Here is a 24,637-nt window from a genome sequence, read left to right on the forward strand (position 1 = left end):
AAACGGCTTGAGCCCTGTCGAATACAGGTCTCAAGCCGCATAGTCCGGTTTTCATTATTTGCCCTGTCTACTTGACGGGGAGCAGTTCATTCCTAGGAGGTTCTTTTTGTTTACCAAAATCATACAATGGGATTCTAATTCATTTACCTTTTTTGTAATTTAGATTCTTCTTTCCAATTTTTAAGTGCGCTATACTTAGACCGCACACTAAAAGAATACTCATATTTTGATACGTATTCACCGAAAGGGGTAACACATTGAAGCCAACGATCACACGATTGAGCACGGCCGTCCTCATCTCTAGCACGGTGTTGAGTACGCTCGTCCCCGCTCATTCATATGCAGCAACATACGAAGGAACAGTGAATACATCGATTTTAAATGTTCGTTCCGCCACATCTACCACTTCGGATATTGTCGGGAAATTGACCGAAGGCGAAACCGTTCAAGTGTATACGACGAACGACAACTGGGCTCAAATTGAATTCGAAGGCGAAAAGCGCTACGTATCGTCGACTTATTTGACACTCAAATCGACCGTCACGAAAACGGCGACGACCGCCTCGACGACGACATCTGCTTTCAAGGCGGATGCGAACGTCAACTTGCGCTCATCGACATCGACGTCAGCTACCGTCTTAACGACCATCCCGAAAGGCGCGACCGTCACGTACATCTCTTCACACGGGGCAACCGGCTCGTGGATGAAAGTGACGTACGGCAAGTACACCGGCTACGTCGTGGCCCAGTACTTTACGCCGTCAGCTCCTGTTGAAACGCCGTACTATGCGAACAAGACCGCCGTACTCTACAACTCGACCGGTTCAGGCGCAACGAAACTCGCGACGATTCCGGCTGGTGCCAAAGTGACGCATCTCGCCTCGCTCGGTGCGACCGGCTCATGGTTTAAAATTCAATACGGCACGAAAGTCGGCTACGCTCCAGCCCGTAACTTCTCGACGTCACTGTTGACTCCGGAAACGTCGACGCCTGAAACAACGACGCCTTATTTTTCCATCACAAACGTCGCCCTTTATAACAGTTCGGCCTCAGGCGCGACGAAAATCGCGACCATCCCATCAGGCGCCCAAGTCGAACAAATCGCCATGGCCGGACTCAGTTCATCGTGGTTCAAGATTCGTTACAATGGCGTCACCGGTTATGCCGCCGCCCGTAACTTCTCGAAGACGAAACCAGAAGTCATCGTCCGGACGCCTTATTACGCCGCTCGCGATCTCGTCTTGTATAAATCGTCTGCCTCGGGTGCAGACCGTCTCCGGACCATCCGCGCCGGCAGTAAAGTGACACAAGTATCGGATGCTGGACTCGCGAGCTCATGGTTTAAAATCGAGTATGACGGTGTCACCGGCTATGCCGCGGCTCGTAACTTCTCGACGACTCCACCAGAAGTGATTGTCATTAAGCCTTATTACGCGATTCGGAATGTAGCGATGTACGCTTCGTCCGCCTCGGGCGCGACAAAAATCGATACGATTCCATTCGGTGCGAAAATCGAACAAATCTCTCAAAGCGGCTTATCGAGCTCTTGGTACAAAGTCCGCTATGACGGGAAAACCGGTTATGCCGCTTCACGTCACTTCTCAGTCGAAAAACCGGAGGTGATTGTCGTGACAGATTACTACACGACGCAACGAGTCGTCCTCTATGACCGGTCGGCATCACCGAAAACAAAAATCGCAGTCATTCCGACAGGGACAAAAGTTCAGCAAATTTCTGAGGCCGGATTGACCAGCTCGTTGTATAAAATCAAGTACGGCTCGCTCACGGGCTATGCGACCGCGAGTTACTTTGCGGACAAGCCGCCAGTGCCAGAAGAACAGCTCGAATCAGAACGTGAAGTCGAGGTCGTCGTCGCGAACAACGGGACGCTGAACGTGCGCAATAAAGCAGTTGATGGCGCCGTCATCGGGACGCTCGCGAACGGGACGGTCGTCAAAGTGAAGCCAATCGTCGGTAGCGACTGGGGGGTCATCTCATATCTCGTCAACGGCTCGCTCGTGAAAGGGTACATCTCCCTCACGTATACGAAACCGTACACACCGCCTGTGGCCGGCAGTAAGGAAATGGTCATCACCGAAACGGCCTATCCATACACGCTCGCATCGATGGTGACGACGCAACGCAACGTGTTCGCCCAGTCGGACGCCTTCCGGGCTGCGAACGCCTATGTACCGAAAGCGTATATCACTCGCGCGACACCGACCGCCACGACAGGGACGATCAGTTCGACGGAACTCATGACGACTTCATTCCAATATTTGAAGGCAACCGCTTCAACAGCCGCAGCAAACTTGGGCGGCTTGTCGACGAATACGAAACTTGAGTACCTCGGCACACAAAAAGTCGGTTCGACGACTTGGTATAAAGTAAAATCGGGTCTACTGACCGGATACGTCAGCGCCGCCAACGTCGCTGGTAATGTCAAGGTATTGAAAGACGCTTCTATGACAGCTCACTCGTTCGGGGTGCTCAACCCAGGTGAGACGGTGAGCATCACTGGTGAGCTCGGTCAATATTACACAATCAGCTACTATCGCCCGAGTGGATACAACATTCGCGTCTATGACCGGTCTTGGCGTCTTGCGACGGATGAGGAAATCACACGTCACGTGTCACCGTCTTCGTTCGCCACGACGTCACGGGAATATTTCCAGTTCCTCGATTTGTCGAAGGGGGCCGATTTGACGGCGCCGGTCTTGAACAAGTCGCTCGTCGGTAAAGGGATTTTAGATGGACGCGGTCAAGCGTTCATCGATGCGTCACGTACGCACAACGTCAACGAAATTTACCTATTGTCGCATGCATTGCTTGAAACCGGTCATGGGACGTCCGCCCTCGCCACCGGGACAGTTGTCTCGAGCGTCGACGGCAAGGCCGTCACACCGAAGACCGTCTACAATATGTACGGAATCGGTGCGATTGACGGGAACGCCCACGTCAAAGGGGCTGAGCGCGCTTATAAAGAAGGTTGGTTCACACCGGAAGCCGCCATCATCGGCGGTGCCAAGTTCATCGGGGATTCGTATATTAACAACCCGAGCCGGAAACAGAACACGCTCTATAAAATGCGCTTTAATCCATCAAATCCTGGGACGATGCAATATGCCACGGATATCGCTTGGGCGACGAAACAAACCGCCAACATCTACAACATGTATCAACAGCTCGACGCCTACACGCTTTACTTCGAAGTTCCAAAATTCCAGTAAGACACAAAGAGACACGCAGCCGACTTTGGCGCGTGTCTCTTGTTATGTCCATTCAATGGAGTCGATAATCGATTCAATCTCTACTTTTTCATTCGTCACTTCATCGGCGACGTACGTCAAAAACAGGAGTCGTTTCCCGTCTGTGAGTGACCAGACGTCGAGATGCATCCCGTCCTCGATTCCGCTCGCATAGGCCGTCGTCATACCGCCTGCCTCCGTCGTGACGCTCGGGGCGACTTTGACGTCAATCGGGAACTCGCCTAAAAATGTGTTCAACTCTTGGAGAGCCGCGTCGCTCGGCGCTTGCTCTTCCTCGGCTTCATAGATGGACATCTGAAGCGTCCCTTGGGCGTCGGCTTCTACCGAATAAAAGCTGACATGGTCTTCTTCTTCATTGTATTCAAAGTGTTCTGGGTAGGATAGACGGATCCAACCGTCAATCTCGTATTCCTTCATGCTGTTTGCTCCTTCGTCTTCTTAAATGCTAGACCTGTCACCATCTTCGCTTGGAGCGCATATTTGAGGCGCTCGGTCACGTAAAGACGTTGACTGTTTTGGTCTTGGGCAATCATGTGCCCGAATAAGTTCAATCTTACGGTTTGATGTGATAAAAAATAGAGTCGGTCCGGGTCTAACGGTCGATATTCGCCTGAATCTTCGAGATGCTCAATCTCGAAGCGACGCAATACGTTGAGCGCGCAATATTGATCCGTCTTCCCGGTGCTCGTGTGCAACTCGACTCGAACAAGCTGAATATCGTATGGGCATAGGTTCATAAAAATTGGACCGATTCGTTCATGGATGAGCAACACTCCCATATCCGTCTCAATCAAATCGGGGAGTGCCTGCTTGTCTTGTGAGATGCTCAAGACGACATAAGGACGTTCAGTCGGTGCGAGCAATTCCCCTTTAAAAAAGCGGAATCGTTGGATGCCGGTCAATACACGGGCTCGCCAGGCACTGCCCCGAGCTTCCGCTTCAATCCGATATAGCCTTTCTCGACTCACGACTACTCCCCCTTCAATTGTTTGAGCGACGCGACGAATCGTTCCCACTCCTTGTCGTCACAGACGACCTTACTTTCAATTCCCCATTCTTCCTCGATCTTCAAACGTACTTCGTTCGTTTCGAGATGACGCGTGAGCTGAAGTGCCCCAATTTGAACGGATAGCGGTTCGACGATGAACTCATTCGTCGCCGGGCCGATCCATTTCAATCGTTCCGTTCGAAGAATCACCTGCCAGTCCGACTCGCGATTAATCGAGAACATCCATTGGCGAAGCTTCGTCTCGTGGTTGAGTTGTTTGGATTGTTTCATCATCCGAAACCCTTCGCTCATCATCTGTAAATAGGATTTACGCTCACTCATGCCCCATCCACTCCTCTCCTCTATTATCTTAGCAAGACGACCTAGCCGCAACAACCAATGTTTTTTCAAAAAAGGGTTTGCAAAGCTAAAATCCTGTGCTATTATATTACCGTAACGTTAAGCGTTTCGCGGGTGTAGTTTAATGGTAAAACCTCAGCCTTCCAAGCTGATGACGAGAGTTCGATTCTCTTCACCCGCTCCATTTTAAAATTTCATGTGCGGGTGTAGTTTAATGGTAAAACCTCAGCCTTCCAAGCTGATGACGAGAGTTCGATTCTCTTCACCCGCTCCAATTACCGACATATACGCGAGAATTTGCTCGCACACATAACCGCACGGTGTCCCGTGCAAAAAGCAGAACGTCATTCGACGTTCTGCTTTTTTTGTTTTTCAGCATAATAGCACCGAATTCAACAACGCTTAAATGACGTTAATTCGGGAAAAGGATGGAAGACAAGAAGGAGGGATTCCTGTGATTCAAGTACGTCTTCAACCGTTCACCGTATACGAGAGTGCTTTGATGCGCACGACATCGACGTTGATTGAGACGAACGAGAGCTTGATTGTGATTGATCCGACCTGGTTGCCTGAAGAAATCGCCACGATTCGCCGGGACGTCGAATTACGACGCCGGGGGAAAAAGCTGTACGTCATCTATACGCATCAGCACTATGATCATATCATCGGGGCTTATGCGTTCCCTGATGCCACCGTCATCGCGTCTCAAGCGTTCGTCGAGACGGATGCGAGTTCTCAGCTAGATGAGATTCAATCGTTCTACGAACAGTATTACATCGATCGTCCCATTGTCAAACCTGCTGTTGATATTATGATTTCGGAAGATGGTACCCTCGCCCTCGGTTCTACGCCCATCACGTTCCTATTGACGCCCGGTCATGAGTCGACCCACATGTCTTTAATCGTCGAGCCGTTACGTCTGCTCGTGTGTGGCGATTATGCCTCCAATATCGAGCCCCCGTTCATCGAAGACGATGCCGAGGCGTATTTGACGTCGTTGCAGAAACTTCAAGCTGCCATTTACGAGTATGAGATTCGGTGGCTCATTCCTGGCCACGGCGACTTGTGTGACGACCGAAGCAAAATGATGGAGCGACTGAGCGCCGCCGAAGAATATATCCTCGCCTTGCCAGAAGAACGCGTCTGGTCTCCGCATTGGCCCGAACACGCTTTCTTCCAACGCGTCCATGAACGTAATCGGAAGCATGTCGAGCAAAAAGCAAAAGATCGCGAGTCGCGGCAACAAGATTATTAACACAAAAAAATCGCAACGTCTCCCCAAGACGTTGCGATCCCCCCCCTATTATGTAGACCTATTTCTTTGTGACGCGTTCTGAACGGACCGTGAACATACGGTCAATCCCATAAATGGTCACGCCGGTGACAGCGAGCAATCCAATCATAGCTGATGAAAACATTGACCATACCCCCATTGTTCACAAATTCGTCATAATCACCCCGTGCCTTCATTATAGAAGAAAATAATTCAAAAAGAAAGCGTTTTCTTCAAAGTTTCTTCACAATTCTGTCACGCTTCTGTTTTTACTTTTGCTTGTCTAGCCTTGCGCAAATATGTGTAGGTTTTGTGGAATGTGGGAATACACTCTATAAGAATAAAAGAGACAGAAAGCTGTTCGTTGAGGAGGAAGAGGCATGATCAAGTATGGCACGTTGGTGCGGGTCGAAGGGAAGTATGCCGTGTTACGTTGGAACAACGGCTCGAGCTTTATCCCAAGACGATTCTTGCCATCAGAAGCACGTGTTGGCGATACCATCATTCGAGATAACCACCATTACTATCTCGAAGAAGACATGACACCCAATTTCGATGCGCTGATTAAACAACATTATAAAAAGTAGACAAAGACAGACCGGTTTCTTTCCAGTCTGTCTTTGTCCGTTCATTTCGTTCGGTCATGCAGCCAGTCGAAATCGACCGGTCCGACTTGTTTGGCCGTGATGATGCCGTCTGGCCCAATTACGTAGGTGGTCGGGAGCGCGACGACACGATACGTCTTCTCCACCGTCCCCGTCTCGTCCAATAGGATCGGGAAACTGACCGGCACTTCCTGTAAAAACGCATCGACGTCTCGTTTACCGAGCCGCTCGTTTTTCGTCGCATTCACTCCGAGCACAGGGATGCCTGTATCTTCGCCGAATTCAATCAACTCTGGCAACTCTTCCCGACACGGTGGACACCACGTCGCCCAAAAGTTCAGGATGACTTGTTGCCCTTCATAGTCGGCGAGGGACACCGGCTGCCCCTCCGTCGTCTCGAGCTCGAACTGTGGCGCCCGCTGTCCGACTTCAAGACCGCCGAGCACGCCGTCGTCCGTGGCGACTTCGACCGTCGGCTCACTCGCTTGACTCGTCTTGTACTCGTCGTAACCTTTATAAGCCAATCCTCCGATGAGGCCGGCCATGATGAGACTGATTGCTAGTTTATGAAATCGCATGATTTACCCCTTGTTCTGTGGACTGTTCACTCCTAAACTTAACTTATCACATCATTCAAAGGAGAGTAACTATCTTGCAACTTCACAATGAGAAAGTTAGCCTCACCCTAAAAGCGCACGGCGCCGAAATGACAAGTTGGAAAGTCGAAGGAACGGAGCTCCTTTGGCAAGGCGACCCGACGTATTGGGGGCGGCAAGCCCCAATCCTATTCCCTTTCGTCGGAAGGCTGCTTGACGACCGCTACTTATATGAAGGACTGACATACACGATGAGCCAACACGGATTTGCACGAGACGAACTGTTCGAGGTCGCCGAGGCTTCGGACACACACGTCCGGTTCATTCTTCGTGATTCGATCGAGACCCGTAAACACTATCCGTTCTCATTCGAACTGAACGTCATCTATCGCTTGATCGGCGAAGAGTTGAATGTGACGTACCACGTCGTCAATCGGGATGATGTCGTACTCCCATTCAGCATCGGCGGACATCCGGCCTTCAACATTCCGTTTGCCGGGGGCACGTTCGAAGACTATACGATTGACTTTGGGGAGACACGAACACTCGACCGTCTCTTGCTCGAAGGACCTTACTTGACGGGTGCTTATCAACCGCTTGGGGAACGTCGTTATATCCCGTTGACGCATCATTTGTTCGACCAGGACGCCCTTATCTTTGAACAAATCGAATACGCGGCGCTCCGGCATCAGCCGAGCGGCCGGGCCATCGTCATGGAATCCCCCCAGTTCACCCACTTCGGCATCTGGTCACCTCCACATTCCGACGCCCCGTTCGCCTGTCTCGAGCCGTGGTTCGGACATGCCGACTATAAAGGGCACCGGAAAGACATCCGCCATAAGGAAGACATGCAACTGCTCGAACCAGGCGAGTCGTTCGAAGCGACTTACACCTTGTATATGGAATGAAAAACGTGCTGACCGCTATGGTCAGCACGTTTTGTTAAAAGCGACTGTCTTGCTCCGCCTCATACTCTGAAGGCGGTTTTTTCATGACGATGGCGAGGACGATATAAATCAGAAGACCTGGACCTCCAAATAGGGCGAGAACGACGAAGATGATTCGCATCAATGTCACATCGACACCTAAGTAGTTCCCGAGTCCCGAACAAACACCAGCAATCATTTGATTCGACGGATCTTTATACAGTTTTCGTTCCATCAAGACACCTTCTCCTCCAGTTTTTCGTTAACGCTGTGGTCGACGGAGCGTCGTTCTGCCACCTGTCGCCACTTCTCCACGACTGTCGAAATCGAGCGCATCGTTGATTGGTGTACTGCCTGATTTGACTTCAATCCGACGTCCGTACAAGCCTCGATTATCGAGCGAGGCGGCGATGATAGTCGCGACGTCCGTTTCAGAAATCGTTGCGTCACTCGCATCACTCAAATCTTCTGATGCCTCAATCGAGCCTTTCCCTGGACCATCTACGATTGTCACTGGGCAAATGATCGTGTAGTTCAAACCGCTATGTTCGATATACTCGTCAGCCGCATTGTTAGCAGACAAGAAGTTGAAATGTTCTTTTGGTGCAGCGTCTGGTTGATCGGCGCCGTAAGCGCTGAGCAAAACGACGTGGCGGACCCGTTCTTTTTTCGCAGCATCGATAGCTTTCATGGCGACGTTGCGGTCCAGCAGTTCGATTTCTTTGCTCGAACCTTCTGCCCCAGCCGTTGCTGCGATGATGACGGCATCCTGTCCGGAAGTCGCCTCGTGTATCCCTTTATCCAATTCTTTCTCGACGTCGACGGTGAGCACACGCGCACCCATTTTTTCATACTCTGCCTGTAGTTCAGGATAACGAATTAAAGCGGTCACTTGATGCGTTTTCGCTAAACTTTTCAATACACGTCTACCGATCTTTCCTGTTGCTCCAATGACTAAAACTTTCATTCAAATTTCCCTCCTCAAAAGAGTAGTTCATTTGATTAAATTTCCTCTTTCGGGATGGAATCAAACCCTTTTCGCAAAATTATCTAACAGTTCCCCACATCGTTAAGTCGAGGGCATCGCGAACGGCTTGAACACTCGCTTCGGTCGGTTGATAGTAATAGACGTTATCGATGTAGGCGTCTTCCCCTTCGATTTGAAGTTTGTCCACCTGTGGTTGTAGCACCATCGTCATTCCGATTGAAGCCATTTGCAACGGGTTCATCTCAAGCCCCATCTCGTCTTTCATAAAGCGATACGTTGCGGGGATTTTTGTCCAGCCTGTTGGACTGGCCAATTTATCGGCGACGGCTGACATGACCTCGGTCTGTCGATTCGATCGCGCCCCATCCGTATCTGTTTTCCGATGACGGGCATAGGCGAGCGCCATATCTCCGTCCATGGCGTACGAGACACCTTCCGTGTATTCATACGTCTGATTGAAGCCTTTCTCACTGAACGAGTGGGTCGCCGTCACGTTGACGCCGCCAACCAAATCAATCAGTTCCATGAACGTTTCGAACGTGATGATGACTTGACCGTCGACAGACGCTTCGGTCAATCCCTCTACCGCTCCAACGGTACAGTCAGCACCGCCATAGGCGAACGCATGGGTGATTTTATCGCCTTCTCGCTCTGGTTCACAAGGAATCGCCGTATACGTGTCACGTGGAATCGAGACGTTTTGGACAGTGCGGGAACGTGGCACGAATTCCATCAGCTGTAACGAGTCGGTCCGTGATCCTGATAACGATTCTCCGACCCGGGCATCGCTGCCCATGACTAAAAACGTGACCGGACGTGTCGCCATATAGCCGGCCCCAATCATCAAGAGCAACAGGACGAGAAGCAATTTCCCTTTCCATTTGCGACGGCGTGGTTTTTCCTTCGGAGCGGCCGTCTCCCGTTTGGCGTGCGTCCGTTCCGGCTCTCGTGTTTTCTGTCTAGGCTCACGTCGTTCATCTCGGCGCGGCTTCGACTTACGCTTCTTACCGAAGGGAAGACTTAGTTTCGGTTTTTTGACGTTGAGCGATTTCTTCTTGCGTTCCGACGGCGTTTCCTCCGAACGATTTAAAAACGGATGCTCGCCCTGCCCTGTATCTGTCGGTCGATTCGAATCATTGTTAAACTTGTCTTCTACTTGCCCTTGGTGCTGGGGCGTCTCGTGTCGAGCCTCTTCATCTAGTCGAGCTTGTTCGTCTAGCCGGGCTTGTTCGGTTAATCGTTCGCGTTCAAGCTCCCGTTTCCGTCGTTCGACACGTGATAAGTGTTGATCGTCATTCATATGCTGTACCTCTAGTATGGTTAGATTTTTCTACATTATCATCGACAAACGCTATTCTGACAACGGTTAGCGCAAAAATCCGTCTTAAGCATGAGACGGAAGGGTTGTTTTGAATCGAAACCGGGAAAGGAATAATAATTGGTGTCTGCCCATCTGTGGATGGATAGATTGTTCGACGTCCTCTCGAAAGGAGGGAGAGCTAATGCGTATCGGGAAGTTACGGATGTTGCTGGAACAATACGGTGAAGCCACGCTTCGCGATGTAATTGTCGAGATGTATCGCAACATCCCAAAAACCGTGATTGAAGAGAAAGACATCGACTTTATGGTCAGCCAGTTCACGCGCTATAAAGAACAAAAGTCGTCAGACGAACGTCATTCGCTCTCACAGACCATCATCCTCGCTGAGCGCTTTGTCGAATTGGCATATGACCATTTATATTTAGTACCCAATCAAGTGATGAGCGAACGGGATCAAAAAAACTGGTACATTCACGCTAAAAAGATTATTCGCGACCTCGTCCATTACGCTGACGATGAGCCCGAGGCTCGGACGATGTATGAAGAAATGTTTTTGTTGCTGTCGTCTTCAGCGGGAGAAGAACCTCTATTCACGACAAGTGACCCGTTTCGACTATTAAAATTGTCTCAAACCACGATGTTATCCCAACTGATTCAATATTATCAACTCGACGCCCCCGCCCCTGCCGTTTGGATCGATCGGTCTTTGTATACCGCGCTCCACGTCCCAAAAGATGTCGATTCCACCCGGGTCGATTTGCTCTCGACCCTCCTCGAGCAATCGTATAGTATAGCTGAATGGAACTTGCTCCACGAACGCCTCACCACGTTGTGCGACCGTACGTTAGCGAAAGCCCAGACAGACGATAATGCGCTCGCCGATTATCAAGCTTTAAAAATGCTCGAGCTAGAATTGCTCGTCGAACGCGGCTTGTTATCTGAGGCCGAACAAAAATTGTTCGCCGAATATATCCCGTTCTTCTCGCATCGTTCTGAACCGTTCAAAGTGTATGTCAATATGCTTGAAAGTCATGGACATACGAATGAAACGAAACGATTGCGTCGTCTCGCCAAAGAAAAGCGCATCCAGTTGTAACCTCATGCTGCATACGAAAAAAAGGGAGTCAATCGACATCGTCGGTTGACTCCAATACATGATATGAACGAGGGGTGTTCATCTGAAAAGGAGGGGAAGTTGGTGCAGAACTTCCTTCCTACACGTTTAGTATAAATCAGATTTGAAACCGCTTCCGTTTTAGATATTGCATTTTTGTGAACGTTTTCACGTTATTCGATGGCATTAATGATTCCAAGACCGATGACGGACAGTAACACGATCAGCACAAAAATAAAGACCATCTCATTCGGGGAGCGAAACCCCTCATATAGTTCTACCGCCTCGTCGACGATGACATTCTCGTGGACCACAATCGGTTCTTCTGTATCCGCTTGAGCCACGAGCGGCGTCCCCGCCAACAGCACTACTATCAACCACAAGCCTGTCAAATATCGCATAGTCGTCTCCTCGGTTCGTTTCTTTACATCAATTATAGCATGTCGATTTCAAAGTCATGACACGGTTTTCTTCGTTCCCCCCCCAGTTAAATAATTCTCACACCCATTTCCGTTTAAAAAGATCTGGTTTTGTTTTTTTCGATTCAGTTTGATACAAACCTATTTCTGAAGCCATTCTCCTGTTCTTTTTAAACGGGACTCTCAGGAAAATGCCTTAAATTCATCCCTATTTTAACCAAATAATGTTCATCATTTTAATACGAGCATTTTAAAGTGGTAACGCTTACAATTTAAGGGTGTTCCAATAAATGTAGAAAGTAGGTTGCTTTCATGAAGCACACCTTTATCGTCAAAGAAAGCCGACAACTCAAGCCCCATGAACGGTCCATGCTCCACTCTCTCTATCCAGCAGGTCAACTTCCACATCTTTTCTGTCTGCCTGCCGACTGCTACCACTATACTGGATGGTTTCGTAACAAGCCAGTCGCCGCTGTCACAGTTGACTGCAAGGATTTCAAAACCTCGCATTTGATTCGCTTGAGCGACACCACTTGCAAAAATCGCATGATGTTAAGCGGTTTAATCGATCAGGTCCTGTTCCAACTTCGATTAGAGGTTCGTCACAACACAACGGTTTCGGTAACTCTCCCAACTGACGCACCAGGCAATTTGTTGAATGGTTTCAAGGACATTGGATTTCTTCCCCACCTCGAGGCGACGTCGTTTGAGTTCCCTTTCGTTCCGTACACAAAAACAACTTTTGACCAATGGCAATTTTGTATAGAGTATCCGGAGACGCATGGAGATTGGTTACGAAAACGAAATCAATATTTCTGGCTCTTGCCTGGAGCCGTGCCTCTTACGACTCGGGCACTTGATATGCTCCATCGAAGGCAAACAATCTTTTATTCGTTAAAATGGAAAGGCACCGTGGTCGGTACGATGTATGGCGAGATTAAGCAAGGTCAATTGTACCTCCACGAGTTGCATATCGTTGGCCAAAAAGAATTTACTCAAGAAGGCATCTCATTTTTTCAGCAATCATACTATGATAAATTTAAAAAGACAGAATTGATGAGTGTCACTGCCACTTCGATGCAGACACACGTCCTACACGCTTTATACGAGCAAGGTGCCCGTCCAACGCCATCATCCACTTATACATTATTGAAGTACTTGACCCCAGCGCGAACCGATTAATAAAAAAACACGAAACGTCCGCGGTCCGTCAATCAGACTCGTTCGTTTCGTGTTTTTATTCGGCAGCGTTTGTCGAATCCATCGCGAGCGGTGGCATCTTTTCAAAGAGATCGGTCCGAAGACCCGTATCACGTCGGTCCAACGATTCAATCCGGTCGAACTGAATTTCACGATCCGTCACACTGAACCAGTACGTGATGTGGGGCTCGTCTGTAAACCGCAGGGCGTAGTTCGAACCGTTCAAGTGAAAGTCCACTTCTGTGGATAGAAGTTCAGATGGGCCAATTTTTTTATGGGTCGTCAAGCGTTCCAGAACGACTTGCTCTTCATTGATCCGATAGTCGACAAACGTCGCAAGTGAGAGTCCAAACACAAATGACACCAGCGCGAACGCGCTGACCAATCCAAGAGTGATCTTTCCGTTCATTTCGCCGTCCCTCCCTCTTTTAGTATATCGGATTCCGACAAAACGTTGTGAAGTGACAATTTGTTCAAGTTTCGTCAAACTAGAGCGAGAGGAGGGAACAACCATGCACATTGACCATACCGGAATCGCCGTCCGTGACTTAGACGAGGCGATCGCATTTTACACGACCGTTCTACAAGGAAAGTTGGTCGACCGTTATACGAACACAGCCATCGGCGTCGAGACGGAGATTGCCGTCATCCACGTGGGTGACGACGTAATTGAACTATTATTGCCGACGAGTCCGACCAGCCCAATCGCTCGCTTCATGAAAGCGCGTGGTAAAGGTGTTCACCATATCGCCTATCGCGTCGAGGATTTGGACGAGTCAATCGAGTCACTTAAACGTGACGGTGTAACTTTTTTAGAGGACACGTTGCGGACGACGGCCAAAGGCCGGCGCCTCATCTATATGGACCCCCGTCATTCCGGAGGCGTCATCGTCGAACTATGTGATTATCCAACAATAAAGCAGTGAGGGCTCCCCTCACTGCTTTTGTAATGCCTGTTCGATGATATCCCGGTTCTTCGTTTTCAATCGTTCGTTATGGGATGATACCATTGCGGTTTTCGTCGCGTCCGGATCGATGAACGTTTTCGCTCGGTTGACAGCGTTGGCCGCATCTTGGAAAGCACCCGCAATCAGATGGACTTTCCCTTCATGCGTCAAAATGTCGCCCGCTGCGTATAGACCTGGCACCGACGACTCACTGCTCGCATTGCCTTTCACGTAAAAATCGTTCACCATCTCGACTTGAAGCTCACATTCCCCGAGAAGCGCTGTATCCTGCTCATACCCATGATTGATGACGACCTCGTCCACTTCCACAACCTCGCGGGCGCCTGTTCCGCAATCGACGAGAGCGACGGCATGAATCGTCGTCCCGTCCCGGGAAATCAAATCCTCGATTTGCGTATGCAATCGACAGTCGACACGTCCACAGAGGAGCTTATCGACTTGCGACTCATGTCCTTTAAGCGCCTCTTTTCGATACGTCAAAATGACACGCTCGGCAATCGGTTCAAGCTCGTTGGCCCAATCAATCGCACTGTTGCCGCCACCCGAAATCAACACCGTCTTCCCTTTGAACGCCATGAGCGATTTGACCGTATAGTGTAAGTTGGAGACCTCGAAGCGCTCCGCTCCGCTAATATCAATTTTCTGCGGTTGCAGGATACCACTTCCTGTCGCGACAATGACCGTTTTCGATCGATGTTGCCCGTGCGTCGTATCCAATACGAAATGGCCATCGTGATCTTTCGTCATCGATTCGACCTTTTCTCCGAGCACGACGGTCGGGTCGAACGTCAAGCCTTGTTCTACCAGTTGTTCGATGAGTCGAGCCCCGGTCGTCGGCGTGACACCCCCGACGTCCCAAATCATCTTCTCTGGATAGACATGGATTTTCCCGCCGAGATGCGGTTGAAACTCAATCAATTTCGTTTTCATCCCCCGCAATCCGCTGTAAAACGTCGCATATAGCCCGGCCGGTCCGCCTCCAATAATCGTTACGTCATATAGGTCCTGTTCGCTCATCGTCCTCACCCTTCCTCAAAACTCCTGCGCCATTGATTCTCATTCTCATTCACTATACCGCGAATTAGACCGCTCGACAATCTATTTTGACATCAAACAAACATTGACACGATGTGTCGCACTTGCTATAGTAAACTCGATATTGAGAATCATTATCACGGGCGTCATTTACGGAAAGGGGAATCCATCATGTCACGGATACATACGACGGATATCGAGGTCGGATATGGGGACAAGACGATTGTAAAACAATTGAGCTTGTCGATTCCCGACCATAAAATCACGACGATTATCGGACCGAACGGTTGTGGAAAATCGACGCTCTTAAAAGCGATGACACGGGTTCTTTCTCCATCTGCTGGCGCTGTGCATTTAGACGGGGCCGACATCGCGAAATGTAATACGAAAGAGATTGCCCGTAAAATGGCCATCTTGCCGCAAACGCCGGAAGGCGCCGGCGGCTTGACGGTCGGCGAACTCGTCTCCTACGGTCGATTCCCTTATCAGTCCGGATTTGGACGCCTCTCGAAACATGACCATGAAGTCATCGATTGGGCACTCGATGTGACCGGGACGCTCGCTTATAAAGACCGCAGCGTCGACGCCCTGTCTGGGGGACAACGTCAACGCGTGTGGATTGCGATGGCACTCGCCCAAGAGACCGATTTAATCTTCTTGGACGAACCGACGACTTACCTTGATTTGGCCCATCAGCTCGAAGTGCTCGAACTGCTCGAAACGCTCAATCGAGAGCAAGGGCGGACCATCGTCATGGTGCTCCACGATTTGAACCAGGCCGCTCGCTTTGCCGATCATATCGTTGCGATGAAAGACGGCGAGGTGCTCGCGACCGGTTCGGCTGAGGAAGTCATTTGTCCGCTCGTGCTCAGACAAGTGTTCCATATCGATGCCATCATCGGGCGTGACCCCCGGACCGAAAAACCGATGTGCCTCACTTACCATTTGATTAAAGATGAGCTAAAAGAAGCGCCCCCTGCCCAGCAGGCCGCCGCAACCTTGCTTGCCAATGCCCGTTAGGCTTTCTCGACGTCCCGCACATCGCGAGACGTTTTTTCGATTCCTGCACGTTAGTGAGGAGGAAGACACGGGTAATACATCGAAGGTATTGAAAAAGGAGGCACGTTATGGATTGGCTCGATGGATTATTTGTTCTCACCTCGGTCGCTTGGCTATATGAAATTTGGCGATACCGAAACCGGTCCGAACCGACCGATGGTGCCAGTGAGCACGCTAGTTTTTATATCGTCTCATTGATGATGGTTACCGTATTCGCTATCTCGATCGGACTTTCTGTTTGGACCGATACACGTCAGGCCACACTGCAACGCCTGCTCGGCCTGAGCGGGTTCATCGCCGGTGTCTCACTTCGCTATTGGGGCATCCGACAATTGCGCCATCAGTTCACCCGCCACGTCGTCGTCCGGCCCGCGGATGAGCTCGTCAGTTCGGGACCGTATCGTTATTTACGCCACCCCCTCTACACGGGGCTCTTATTTATCACGTTCGGATTTTCACTCTTTTTCGCGCCTTGGACGATTGCTCTCGTCGGTACATGTTTGATGAGTCTCGCTCTCTTATGGCGCATCCATATCGAGGAGAAAATGTTGACATCTCACTTCGGTGTGACGTATCAGACGTGGGCCAAGTCACGTAAACGCTTGATCCCGTTCATTTATTAAGCAAAAAACATGCACGCTCGTCTTCATTGACGGGCGTGCATGTTTGGTTAAACGGAGAAACGTCCAAGTAGACGGACGATGATGAATCCAGCGAAGAACGAGAGGACACTGAGTATCCACATGATTGTCGTGTCCGGCAGACCTGGGAATACGACCGCAAGCGAGCCGATGACCAACCCGATGATGACCGAAAACGTCATGCCCGGAAAATGACCGAGCAAATAACGAATCACTTTACTGCTGACGATAAAACCGACGGCCACTCCAAGACCGACGATGCCGATAATGAGCAGGTTCAAGTTCGACAACGCGCTGATGACGGTCGGATACACCCCGATCAAAAGCAATACGAATGAGCCACTGATTCCCGGCAACAACATCGCCATACTGCCGAGCCATCCTGAGAAGAACAAGAGAATCGTCGTCCCTGTCGAGAGTTCCGTGATGATCGCCGTATCTGCTGGTTTGATGATCGCCATGCTGGCCACAAGAATCGCCCCGATGACCATCGCGACGATATGTACCGGTCGCATGACGGCTCTCGTTCGAAATTCAAAGAAGAGCATCGGGATAATCCCGAGAATCAATCCGATGAAAAAGAACTGGGTCGGTTCATAATATTCGAGCAAGAGGAACTCAATCACGCGGCTGAGTCCTAAAATCGCCCCTGCCATCCCAATCCCGAGCGGAATCAAGAACAACAAGTGCTGTTTCCAATGCCGACTGAAGATACCGCTGATGGCTTCAATCAAACGGTCATAAATTCCTAAAATGACTGCAATCGTCCCGCCGCTGACGCCAGGAATCAAATCACTCGTTCCCATCGCGATGCCGCGCAACATATTCTTCCACTCCATACACAATCTCCTTTTTCTCTCTCAATGTGATCAAGCCTATAGTATAGCCGAGTCCCGATCGGTTTGCATCGGTTTCGTGACGTGTTCAGGCGTTCTCGCTTACCGTAAACGTCATATAATCGAACCGTCCCCCGGATATCTCAATCTCTTTCTCTTTCATAAAGCCGAGACGTTCATACAATCGACCTGCTGCCGGGTTCGTCTGATCGACGTTGAGCGTGACGCGAGGAATGTTCATGGCACGCGCATGAGCAATCGCCTGTTGAATCAAGCCCGTCCCAATCCCGCGTCCGCCGAACGTCGCGTCGACGGCGACCGAGTCGATATACAGGACGTCGCCTTCCGTTTCGACATCCAAATCGTCGGGCTGACCGTTTGTCCGGAGCCAAGCTTTAATCGGTTCGTCGAGCATTGCCGTCTGCTCGCCGTGATACGCAATCAGGATGCCTGCAATCGTCGCATCGGATTCGGCCACCCATATGTTCTCGTAGCTCAAGCGGTTGCCAGGCTGACCAATCCACATCGCGAGTCGATCGAGCACGTGCTCTTGATCGGATGTGCCGGTCAATGAATAGGCGATTTCATGAATCGCCGTATAGACGAGCGGTGCAATCTGCAACTGATCGTCCGGTGTCGCTTTTCGAATATTCATCATTATCGCCTCCACTCAACAGTCTAGCATAAAGCTGTCCACAAAGGGTTTGTCAGTTCGTGAAGTGTGGGATGATAGAAACAAAAGGGAGGAATGCATGATGAAAGCAATTTTGACTGGTATGAACGGGACCGTCGCCCCCGTCGTCGCCGAGACGTTAACGCGGCATGGCATCGAGCCCGTGGCCTGGGACCGAACGAAAGTATCGACCACAGATGAGGCCGAGATGCGACGTTTCATCGAATCGGTGCGTCCGAACTACTTTCTTCATATCGGGATGGGTGCCGTCGAATGGGCCGACACGCTAGCTCGGCTATGCGGAGAATATAAGATTCCATTTCTCTTCACGAGCACCGTCTCGGTGTTCTCTGACAACGTGACAGGGCCAATCACACCGGACATGCCTCCTGACGCGACCGATGAATACGGGGCTTATAAGCGGGCCTGCGAAGAGACGATTGCCCGGACCAATCCTGGTGCCCAAATCGTACGGCTCGGTTGGCAAATCGGGCATCGTGCCGGTTCGAATAACATGATGGATTATTTCGAGAACGAGATGAAACGACATGGCGTCATCGTCGCGAGCGCTCACTGGTACCCGTCTTGCTCGTTTTTGGAAGACACGGCCGATGCCTTGTTCGAGATTTTGACGAAGCGAGGGCCCGGGCTGTACCAATTGAACGGCAATTCGAGTCACTCTCTGTATGACATCGCGATGGCGCTCAAAGAGTCACATGATACGTCGTGGCAAATCGAACAGACTGATGAACCGAAACGTGATAATCGAATGGTCGATACGAATATCACGATTCAACCGATTACAAAACGGCTAGCGTTACACACGAAATGAGTCGCCCGCGGGCGACTCATTTATTCGTTCTTTTGAATTTGATTCAGCACGAAACGGCTCTTCGGTAAACTCGGCAAGTCGACAAAGCTATAACTGAGGTCTTGCGGCGGCACCTCGTAACGGTAACGTGTTAGGAACACGTCGATCGTCTCGCGCATGATTGCAATCGTCACGTGCTCCCCCGCACAGCGGTGTCCGAAATCGACATCCCCGCCGCCTTGCGGAATGAACGTGAACGGACTTTCCGTCCAGTCTTTGAACCGATCGGGGTTGAATGTATCCGGTTCCGTCCACAAGGAAGGGTCATGATTCGTCCCATATAAATCGAGCAAGACGAGCGTCCCTTCTTCGAACGTAAATCCGTTCCACTCGAAATCTTGCTTGACCCTCGCAGCGGTCACGGGGAAAAATGGATAAAAGCGTCTCACTTCTTGGACGAACCATGTCGGTTCGGTCTCACCACGCGCCAATCGGTCCCGCGCTTCCGGAAATTGGTGGAGCGCCAATACAGTGAACAACACATAAATCGAGACAGCCACGGTCGGGCGCAATATATTGATTACTTCGACAGCAACGACGTCGGCCGGAAGCAGATGACCCGCTTCATCCCGATGCCAAGAAAATTCGTATAACGCCGTTTGTTCGTTTGGGAGAAGCCGGTTCGTCCGCACTTCTTCGACCATGCCACGCACCCACGCCTCGGCCGAGGAGCGGGCCGCTCGCCCCCGAACATGTTTTGGTCCGAGGGCAGTCCCAGATTCAAATAACAATTTCATCTCGTCCGTCCGACGCGCTACTTCGCTTTCATGGAGCGGGACCCCGGCCCATTCACAGACGGCCCGCATGAGAACTTCTTGCGCCGTGTCATAGAGCACCGTCTCGTCAGCTGCCGCGTCGAGCGCCCGTTCCCACTCCCGGCTGACCAGCTTCGTTAACCGCTTGATATTTTGTGGGAACATGAGCGCCATGAACATCTGTTTGCGATGTGTATGGGCCGAGCCGTCTAACGTCTGCACACCATCCTCACCGAATAGTGTTTTCAGCAACCGTTTCGGTGCCGCATCTTTGCGCACGAACTTGTCCGCGTCATAAAACAAGGCTGCCGCCTCGCCGCCTCCGAGACAGATGACGCGTTCGCCGAGCAAGCGTGTTTCAAACAGAGTGGATTGAAAGCTCTTCCGACGGTTCGGGACGTATAAATATCCTTCCCGTAGGAACGCCAGGCTATGATCGAGCCCTTCTTCTTTTGGAATCAGTCGTGTCATCATGATCATCCTCTCCAGTTTTGCTATAAAGGATGTTCCCCTGTTGCTAGCGAACAAACCTATAGGGAAAGGAGGAAATGAAATGCTATCTTTCATCTTGACGTTCCGGCGCATGTTCCGCGGGATTTGGCGTGGCTTGAAGGATGCGGAGTTTCAAGTCTTGTTCAGTCTCGCCTTCCTGACCATCCTCTCCGGGACACTGTTCTACTCACGCTTCGAAGACATGCGTTGGCTCGATGCCCTGTATTTCAGTATCGTCACACTCACGACAATCGGCTATGGGGATTTTGTCCCGACGACCGATATCGGCAAAGTGTTCACGATCGGCTATGTCATCACGGGTGTCGGCATCATGGTCGGTTTCATCACGAAAGTGTTCGACCATCTTCAACAAGCACGGCTCGAAGAGGTTCGCAAACGCAATACGCCACCGTCCCCGTAAGGATGGTGGCGTATTGGTTTAAGAAGCTTTTCGATTTCGATTTTCGAGTTCGAGCTGTTGATTGAATCGCTTCGTTTCAGCAATGACGACACCCGACAAGAACAGTAAGCCAATCAAGTTCGGGATGGCCATCAAACCGTTGAACACGTCCGAGAGCGCCCAAACCAAGTTGAGGTTCGTCGTCATCGCACCGAGACCGGCAACGAGAACGAACGCAATCCGATAAGGAAGAATCGATTTTTGACCGAACAAGTAATGAATCGACCGTTCCCCGTAGTATGACCACCCGAGCACCGTCGAGTAGGCGAACATGACCAGTCCAATCGTCACGATATAACCGCCGGCCGGTCCAAGGAATTGCTCGAACGTCGCCGTCGTCAATTCGACCCCCTCGAGGCCCGAACCGATTTGACCGCCCATGACGAGCGTGATTCCCGTGACAGAACAGACGATGAGCGTATCGAGAAACACTTGCGTCATCGAGACGAGCGCCTGACGTCCCGGCATATCCGTTTTAGCAGCCGCTGCGGCAATCGGCGCCGAACCGAGACCTGCCTCGTTCGAGAAGACGCCGCGCGCCACACCGTAACGAATGGCGGCCCCGATGGCTCCGCCACCGATTGCTTCGGCACTGAACGTGCTGCTGAAGATGAGGGCGATGGCATCCGGAATGAGCGTGTAGTTCATCACCATAATCAACAATCCGCTGCCGAGATAAAAGACGATCATGACTGGTACGAAGTAACTGACGACGCGACCGATTGATTTGACACCGCCCAAGATGACCGCGCCTGTGAAAATCATAATCAAGATACCAGAGACATACAACGGCACGTCAAAGGTCGTCTTGAGCGCCATCGCGACCGAGTTCGTCTGCACCCCGTTCCCAATCCCAAATGCCGCGAGCGAGGCGAATCCTGCGAATGCGACGGCGAGCCAACGTTGCTTCAAGCCACGTTCTAAGTAATACATCGGCCCCCCGGCCATTTGTCCGCGTTCATCGGTCACCCGATATTTAACGGCGAGCACGGCTTCGGCGTATTTCGTCGCCATACCGAAAAATCCGGATACCCACATCCAGACGATCGCCCCCGGTCCACCGAGCACGACCGCGGTCGCAACCCCGACGATATTCCCCGTACCGACGGTTGCTGCGAGCGCCGTCATGAGCGCTTGGAAGTGACTGATATCCCCTTTCGATGTTTTGTCTTGATTTTTAGAAAACGCGAGCTTCAATGCGTACGGCAACTTCGTGACTTGAAGTCCCCCGAGCCGTACCGTCAAGTAGATGCCTGTCCCCACAAGCAAAATCAATAACGGTGGTCCCCACACAAAGTTCGAAATCGTACCGATGAGTTCACTGAACGATTGACTCATATTGAATTCCCCTTCCCCTTATGTAATCGTACACCTCTATTTTTTCAGAATACTTAGAAGATTGTCAAAAGTATTGTAATAAAACAACGATTTGATTTTTAAGCTGTATCTAAAACAGCGAGCCGCCGATTAGACGTCTCGCTGAGAAGGGGGTTTTTCACGTTGTAAAGGGGCGCGCCAATCAAATTCATCCGGCACGTAGTCGAGTCCGCCCGAATGGAACGGTTGGCACCGCATTAAGCGGCGAGTCGTCAAATACCCACCTTTAAGGGCACCATGCTTTTCAATCGCCTCGATTCCATAGTGCGAACACGTCGGATAAAAACGGCAAGTCGGCGGTTTCAACGGCGAGATGAACCGTTGATACCCTTGAATCCCCCGCACTAACACTCGTTTCACTCTCATCGCCTCCAGTTTGATTACTGCCATAATAGCTTGCCCGGGCCAGCTTGTCATCTATGGCGCATGCGACAATCAAATGACAAACCGCTCATCTTTTTTTCCTTTGTTTTACAATTTGAGCACGATGGGCGCTATTTGTTGCGTCATTTGTTATGATAAGCAACATGTATATATACGACCGAATCTATATGAAGAGGTGACGAGAATGAATATTTTAATGGTAGGTGCAGGATCGATGAGTGAGTCACTCGTACGCGGATGGCTTGCCTCTGGTGTGTCGCCTGAACAAATCACGATGACGAACCGGAGTGACCGGACCCGTTTGACAGCGTTACAGGCCGAGCTCGGCGTGCAAATCGTCGACGAGGAAGATGTCAACGCGTATGACATCGTCGTCCTCGCGATGCAACCGGACGGGGTCATTCCTTACGTGCAATCTAAAACGTGGAGCACACCGCTCCTCGTCTCCGTAGCAGCTCATATCGAACCGAGCGAGATTGAAGAGGCGTCAGGTCTCCCTGCCGTCTGCGCGATGCCGAATACCCCAGTCGCTTATCGGAGCGGGATGACCGGACTCTGGTTCGGCCCAGAGACCGATGATACGGTCCGTGAGACCGCGACGGCGCTGTTTGAACGCGTCGGACGGACGGCCGTGACGGATGCGAAGAAGATGTCCGCCTTCATGGCTGCCGCCGGATGCAGCCCCGCTTTCTTTTATGAAATCGTCGGTTCGATGACGCCCGTCTTGACCGATGCCGGTTTCGATGAAGCGACGGCGCGCCAAATCGTCGCCCAGGCGATGAAAGGATCGGCTGAACTGTTGCTTCACGAGACACGGCCGACGAACGACTTGATTGCGGACGTGGCCGCGCCAGACGGTCCGACCGACCGCGGTGTCGGTGTGCTCCGCTCGCGCGATTTAGCAGACGTCATGGCTTCTGCCCTTCGCGAAAGTGCGAGAGAAGAAGTCGAACAACCGAAGAATTGAAAAAATCCGAGAAACGCATCGCGTCTCTCGGATTTTTTTATTGGACGATATGTAAAATCGAGACGATGACCGCGACCATCAAGATTCCCGGCAATAAGTTCGCGACACGAATCCGCGTGATGCCGACCAAGTTCAACCCAATCGCGACAATCATGACACCACCGGTCGCCGTCATCTCTAAAATAAAGTCATCCATGAGCGACTCCGGGATGAACTTCATGATTTGAATGGCGAGCAAGGCGATTGCTCCTTGGTATAAGAGTACCGGGACGGCCGAGAACATGACCCCGATGCCGAGCGTCGAGCTGAGGACGAGTGCCGTGAAACCGTCAATCAATCCTTTCGTATAGAGGACGTCATGATCCCCGCGCAATCCGCTGTCGAGCGCGCCGATGACAGCCATCGCACCAATGACGAAGATGAGCGTCGCCGTGATGAAGCCTTCGGCGATACTTGACTTACTCTTGCCCCCGAGGCGGCGTTCCAATTGATAGCCGACCTCGTTCAACTTCTCATCGAGCTTCCACCATTCGCCGAGTGCAGCCCCGATGACGAGACTGCCGATGACGATTAAAAAGTTCTCACTTTTCATCCCCATTTGAACGCCAAGCAAGACGACGGCGAGACCGATGGCTGCGGTGACCGTCTCTTTCATTCGTTCGGGGATGCGGTGAAACAAGAGTCCAAGTAATGTGCCAATCACGATCAACGCCGCGTTGACGATTGTTCCGGTTAAGACCATCGTATAATTCCCCGTTTCTGTATGTATTGAGAGGAATATACCAACTGTTTATGTAGGCTGTCAATTGAAAGAAAAACAAAAAAAAAAGCCACTTCTCGCAAGAAGTGGCGTCGCGGAAACCCACGTTCCTATGGGTTTCGCATCGGGTTTGGCACCCAAGTGATTCTGACTGGGCTCGAACCAGCGACCTCTACCCTGTCAAGGTAGCGCTCTCCCAGCTGAGCTACAGAATCAGGTCGTGTCCTCTCTTAAGGACACTATTAATATATCAAGAAACTAATGCCTTGGCAACTGTTTTTTAAAACTTTTTTTACTTTT

General features: G+C 50.9%; 28 protein-coding genes and 3 tRNA genes. 14 read left to right on the forward strand and 17 right to left on the reverse strand.

The genetic code is table 11. From position 1 onward, the window contains the following. The first annotated feature begins 257 nt into the window (after window positions 1-257). Complete coding sequence (locus KNP71_RS11960; RefSeq protein ID WP_214830770.1) at window positions 258-3,230, forward strand: SH3 domain-containing protein; 2,973 nt, start codon at window positions 258-260, stop codon at window positions 3,228-3,230. A gap of 42 nt (window positions 3,231-3,272) precedes the next feature. Here KNP71_RS11960 and KNP71_RS11965 read toward each other — a convergent pair whose 3' ends face one another. Genes KNP71_RS11965 through KNP71_RS11975 form a run of 3 tightly spaced genes read right to left on the reverse strand, consistent with a single transcriptional unit; the run spans window position 3,273 to window position 4,599 of the window. Then, window positions 3,273-3,686 (reverse strand): hypothetical protein, encoded by a 414-nt coding sequence (locus KNP71_RS11965; RefSeq protein ID WP_021067838.1) that lies wholly within the window; start codon window positions 3,684-3,686, stop codon window positions 3,273-3,275. Next, window positions 3,683-4,237, reverse strand: coding sequence for a hypothetical protein (locus KNP71_RS11970; protein ID WP_021067839.1), 555 nt, complete (start codon window positions 4,235-4,237; stop codon window positions 3,683-3,685). The genes KNP71_RS11965 and KNP71_RS11970 overlap by 4 nt, the downstream gene beginning before the upstream one ends. A 2-nt stretch (window positions 4,238-4,239) precedes the next feature. After that, the gene (locus KNP71_RS11975; protein WP_021067840.1) at window positions 4,240-4,599 is read right to left on the reverse strand and encodes a hypothetical protein; all 360 of its coding nucleotides are present in this window, start codon (window positions 4,597-4,599) and stop codon (window positions 4,240-4,242) included. Window positions 4,600-4,727: 128 nt separating this feature from the next. On the opposite strand from KNP71_RS11975, the gene KNP71_RS11980 reads away from it, so the two are divergent. The 4 genes from KNP71_RS11980 (at window position 4,728) to KNP71_RS11995 (ending at window position 6,477) form a co-directional block, all read left to right on the forward strand. Next, window positions 4,728-4,801 (forward strand) — tRNA-Gly (locus KNP71_RS11980). 16 nt (window positions 4,802-4,817) lie between these two features. Next, window positions 4,818-4,891: transfer RNA gene (locus KNP71_RS11985), tRNA-Gly, on the forward strand. A gap of 180 nt (window positions 4,892-5,071) precedes the next feature. Continuing rightward, window positions 5,072-5,872 (forward strand): MBL fold metallo-hydrolase, encoded by an 801-nt coding sequence (locus KNP71_RS11990; protein ID WP_131472445.1) that lies wholly within the window; start codon window positions 5,072-5,074, stop codon window positions 5,870-5,872. A gap of 398 nt (window positions 5,873-6,270) precedes the next feature. Next, window positions 6,271-6,477, forward strand: a complete 207-nt coding sequence (locus KNP71_RS11995; RefSeq protein WP_016508383.1) for a DUF3006 domain-containing protein — start codon at window positions 6,271-6,273, stop codon at window positions 6,475-6,477. Between the two features lie 41 nt (window positions 6,478-6,518). Here KNP71_RS11995 and KNP71_RS12000 read toward each other — a convergent pair whose 3' ends face one another. Further along, complete coding sequence (locus KNP71_RS12000; protein ID WP_131472443.1) at window positions 6,519-7,073, reverse strand: peroxiredoxin family protein; 555 nt, start codon at window positions 7,071-7,073, stop codon at window positions 6,519-6,521. A 74-nt stretch (window positions 7,074-7,147) separates the two neighbouring features. Here KNP71_RS12000 and KNP71_RS12005 point away from each other — a divergent pair, with 74 nt between their 5' ends. Next, window positions 7,148-7,999 carry an aldose 1-epimerase family protein gene (locus tag KNP71_RS12005; RefSeq protein WP_242679031.1) on the forward strand — a complete coding sequence of 284 codons (852 nt, stop codon included), beginning with the start codon at window positions 7,148-7,150 and terminating at the stop codon, window positions 7,997-7,999. A gap of 34 nt (window positions 8,000-8,033) precedes the next feature. Here the strand turns inward: KNP71_RS12005 and KNP71_RS12010 are convergent, their stop codons facing one another. The 3 genes from KNP71_RS12010 to KNP71_RS12020 form a co-directional block, all read right to left on the reverse strand. Continuing rightward, the gene (locus tag KNP71_RS12010; RefSeq protein ID WP_021065279.1) at window positions 8,034-8,252 is read right to left on the reverse strand and encodes a PspC domain-containing protein; all 219 of its coding nucleotides are present in this window, start codon (window positions 8,250-8,252) and stop codon (window positions 8,034-8,036) included. Between the two features lie 27 nt (window positions 8,253-8,279). After that, window positions 8,280-8,984 (reverse strand): NAD(P)H-binding protein, encoded by a 705-nt coding sequence (locus KNP71_RS12015; RefSeq protein ID WP_021065278.1) that lies wholly within the window; start codon window positions 8,982-8,984, stop codon window positions 8,280-8,282. Window positions 8,985-9,063: 79 nt separating this feature from the next. Next, window positions 9,064-10,305: an LCP family protein gene (locus KNP71_RS12020; protein ID WP_131472441.1), complete on the reverse strand. Its 1,242-nt coding sequence runs from the start codon at window positions 10,303-10,305 to the stop codon at window positions 9,064-9,066. Window positions 10,306-10,507: 202 nt separating this feature from the next. Here KNP71_RS12020 and KNP71_RS12025 point away from each other — a divergent pair, with 202 nt between their 5' ends. Beyond that, window positions 10,508-11,422 (forward strand): hypothetical protein, encoded by a 915-nt coding sequence (locus KNP71_RS12025; RefSeq protein ID WP_021065276.1) that lies wholly within the window; start codon window positions 10,508-10,510, stop codon window positions 11,420-11,422. Window positions 11,423-11,613: 191 nt separating this feature from the next. Here the strand turns inward: KNP71_RS12025 and KNP71_RS12030 are convergent, their stop codons facing one another. After that, window positions 11,614-11,841 (reverse strand): hypothetical protein, encoded by a 228-nt coding sequence (locus tag KNP71_RS12030; protein ID WP_021065275.1) that lies wholly within the window; start codon window positions 11,839-11,841, stop codon window positions 11,614-11,616. Between the two features lie 330 nt (window positions 11,842-12,171). Here KNP71_RS12030 and KNP71_RS12035 point away from each other — a divergent pair, with 330 nt between their 5' ends. Beyond that, entirely contained in the window at window positions 12,172-13,041 is an 870-nt protein-coding gene (locus KNP71_RS12035) for a hypothetical protein (protein ID WP_131472439.1), read from the forward strand. A 55-nt stretch (window positions 13,042-13,096) separates the two neighbouring features. Here KNP71_RS12035 and KNP71_RS12040 read toward each other — a convergent pair whose 3' ends face one another. Continuing rightward, window positions 13,097-13,468 carry a hypothetical protein gene (locus KNP71_RS12040; RefSeq protein WP_021065273.1) on the reverse strand — a complete coding sequence of 124 codons (372 nt, stop codon included), beginning with the start codon at window positions 13,466-13,468 and terminating at the stop codon, window positions 13,097-13,099. 103 nt (window positions 13,469-13,571) lie between these two features. Between KNP71_RS12040 and KNP71_RS12045 the strand changes: the two genes are divergently transcribed. Then, window positions 13,572-13,985, forward strand: coding sequence for a VOC family protein (locus KNP71_RS12045; RefSeq protein WP_029596069.1), 414 nt, complete (start codon window positions 13,572-13,574; stop codon window positions 13,983-13,985). Window positions 13,986-13,994: 9 nt separating this feature from the next. Here the strand turns inward: KNP71_RS12045 and KNP71_RS12050 are convergent, their stop codons facing one another. Beyond that, on the reverse strand, window positions 13,995-15,044 hold the full coding sequence (locus KNP71_RS12050) for an NAD(P)/FAD-dependent oxidoreductase (protein ID WP_021065271.1): 1,050 nt from the start codon (window positions 15,042-15,044) through the stop codon (window positions 13,995-13,997). Window positions 15,045-15,233: 189 nt separating this feature from the next. Between KNP71_RS12050 and KNP71_RS12055 the strand changes: the two genes are divergently transcribed. Together KNP71_RS12055 and KNP71_RS12060 are read left to right on the forward strand one after the other, a co-directional pair. Further along, window positions 15,234-16,082 (forward strand): ABC transporter ATP-binding protein, encoded by an 849-nt coding sequence (locus KNP71_RS12055; RefSeq protein ID WP_214830773.1) that lies wholly within the window; start codon window positions 15,234-15,236, stop codon window positions 16,080-16,082. A 107-nt stretch (window positions 16,083-16,189) separates the two neighbouring features. Next, window positions 16,190-16,744: a methyltransferase family protein gene (locus tag KNP71_RS12060; RefSeq protein WP_021065269.1), complete on the forward strand. Its 555-nt coding sequence runs from the start codon at window positions 16,190-16,192 to the stop codon at window positions 16,742-16,744. Between the two features lie 47 nt (window positions 16,745-16,791). On the opposite strand, the gene KNP71_RS12065 is transcribed toward KNP71_RS12060, so the two are convergent. Both KNP71_RS12065 and KNP71_RS12070 read right to left on the reverse strand, forming a co-directional pair. Beyond that, on the reverse strand, window positions 16,792-17,601 hold the full coding sequence (locus KNP71_RS12065) for a DUF368 domain-containing protein (RefSeq protein ID WP_021065268.1): 810 nt from the start codon (window positions 17,599-17,601) through the stop codon (window positions 16,792-16,794). An 85-nt stretch (window positions 17,602-17,686) separates the two neighbouring features. After that, the gene (locus tag KNP71_RS12070; RefSeq protein WP_251132804.1) at window positions 17,687-18,253 is read right to left on the reverse strand and encodes a GNAT family N-acetyltransferase; all 567 of its coding nucleotides are present in this window, start codon (window positions 18,251-18,253) and stop codon (window positions 17,687-17,689) included. Between the two features lie 97 nt (window positions 18,254-18,350). On the opposite strand from KNP71_RS12070, the gene KNP71_RS12075 reads away from it, so the two are divergent. Then, the gene (locus KNP71_RS12075) at window positions 18,351-19,103 is read left to right on the forward strand and encodes a sugar nucleotide-binding protein (protein WP_021065266.1); all 753 of its coding nucleotides are present in this window, start codon (window positions 18,351-18,353) and stop codon (window positions 19,101-19,103) included. Window positions 19,104-19,123: 20 nt separating this feature from the next. Here KNP71_RS12075 and cypC read toward each other — a convergent pair whose 3' ends face one another. Beyond that, window positions 19,124-20,371 (reverse strand): CYP152 family fatty-acid peroxygenase CypC, encoded by a 1,248-nt coding sequence (gene cypC / locus KNP71_RS12080; protein WP_353049151.1) that lies wholly within the window; start codon window positions 20,369-20,371, stop codon window positions 19,124-19,126. A gap of 79 nt (window positions 20,372-20,450) precedes the next feature. Here cypC and KNP71_RS12085 point away from each other — a divergent pair, with 79 nt between their 5' ends. Then, window positions 20,451-20,810, forward strand: coding sequence for a potassium channel family protein (locus tag KNP71_RS12085; protein WP_131472430.1), 360 nt, complete (start codon window positions 20,451-20,453; stop codon window positions 20,808-20,810). An 18-nt stretch (window positions 20,811-20,828) separates the two neighbouring features. On the opposite strand, the gene KNP71_RS12090 is transcribed toward KNP71_RS12085, so the two are convergent. Continuing rightward, window positions 20,829-22,187 carry an alanine/glycine:cation symporter family protein gene (locus tag KNP71_RS12090; protein WP_021065263.1) on the reverse strand — a complete coding sequence of 453 codons (1,359 nt, stop codon included), beginning with the start codon at window positions 22,185-22,187 and terminating at the stop codon, window positions 20,829-20,831. 129 nt (window positions 22,188-22,316) lie between these two features. Then, on the reverse strand, window positions 22,317-22,592 hold the full coding sequence (gene yidD, locus KNP71_RS12095) for a membrane protein insertion efficiency factor YidD (protein ID WP_082665786.1): 276 nt from the start codon (window positions 22,590-22,592) through the stop codon (window positions 22,317-22,319). A gap of 202 nt (window positions 22,593-22,794) precedes the next feature. Between yidD and KNP71_RS12100 the strand changes: the two genes are divergently transcribed. Beyond that, window positions 22,795-23,577, forward strand: a complete 783-nt coding sequence (locus tag KNP71_RS12100) for a pyrroline-5-carboxylate reductase family protein (protein WP_214756692.1) — start codon at window positions 22,795-22,797, stop codon at window positions 23,575-23,577. 37 nt (window positions 23,578-23,614) lie between these two features. Here KNP71_RS12100 and KNP71_RS12105 read toward each other — a convergent pair whose 3' ends face one another. Continuing rightward, the gene (locus KNP71_RS12105) at window positions 23,615-24,319 is read right to left on the reverse strand and encodes a DUF554 domain-containing protein (protein WP_021065260.1); all 705 of its coding nucleotides are present in this window, start codon (window positions 24,317-24,319) and stop codon (window positions 23,615-23,617) included. A 160-nt stretch (window positions 24,320-24,479) separates the two neighbouring features. After that, window positions 24,480-24,552 (reverse strand) — tRNA-Val (locus KNP71_RS12110). Window positions 24,553-24,637: the final 85 nt, after the last annotated feature.

Origin of the sequence: Exiguobacterium sp. s56 (assembly GCF_018618255.1) — a bacterium.
Taxonomy (GTDB): domain Bacteria; phylum Bacillota; class Bacilli; order Exiguobacteriales; family Exiguobacteriaceae; genus Exiguobacterium; species Exiguobacterium chiriqhucha.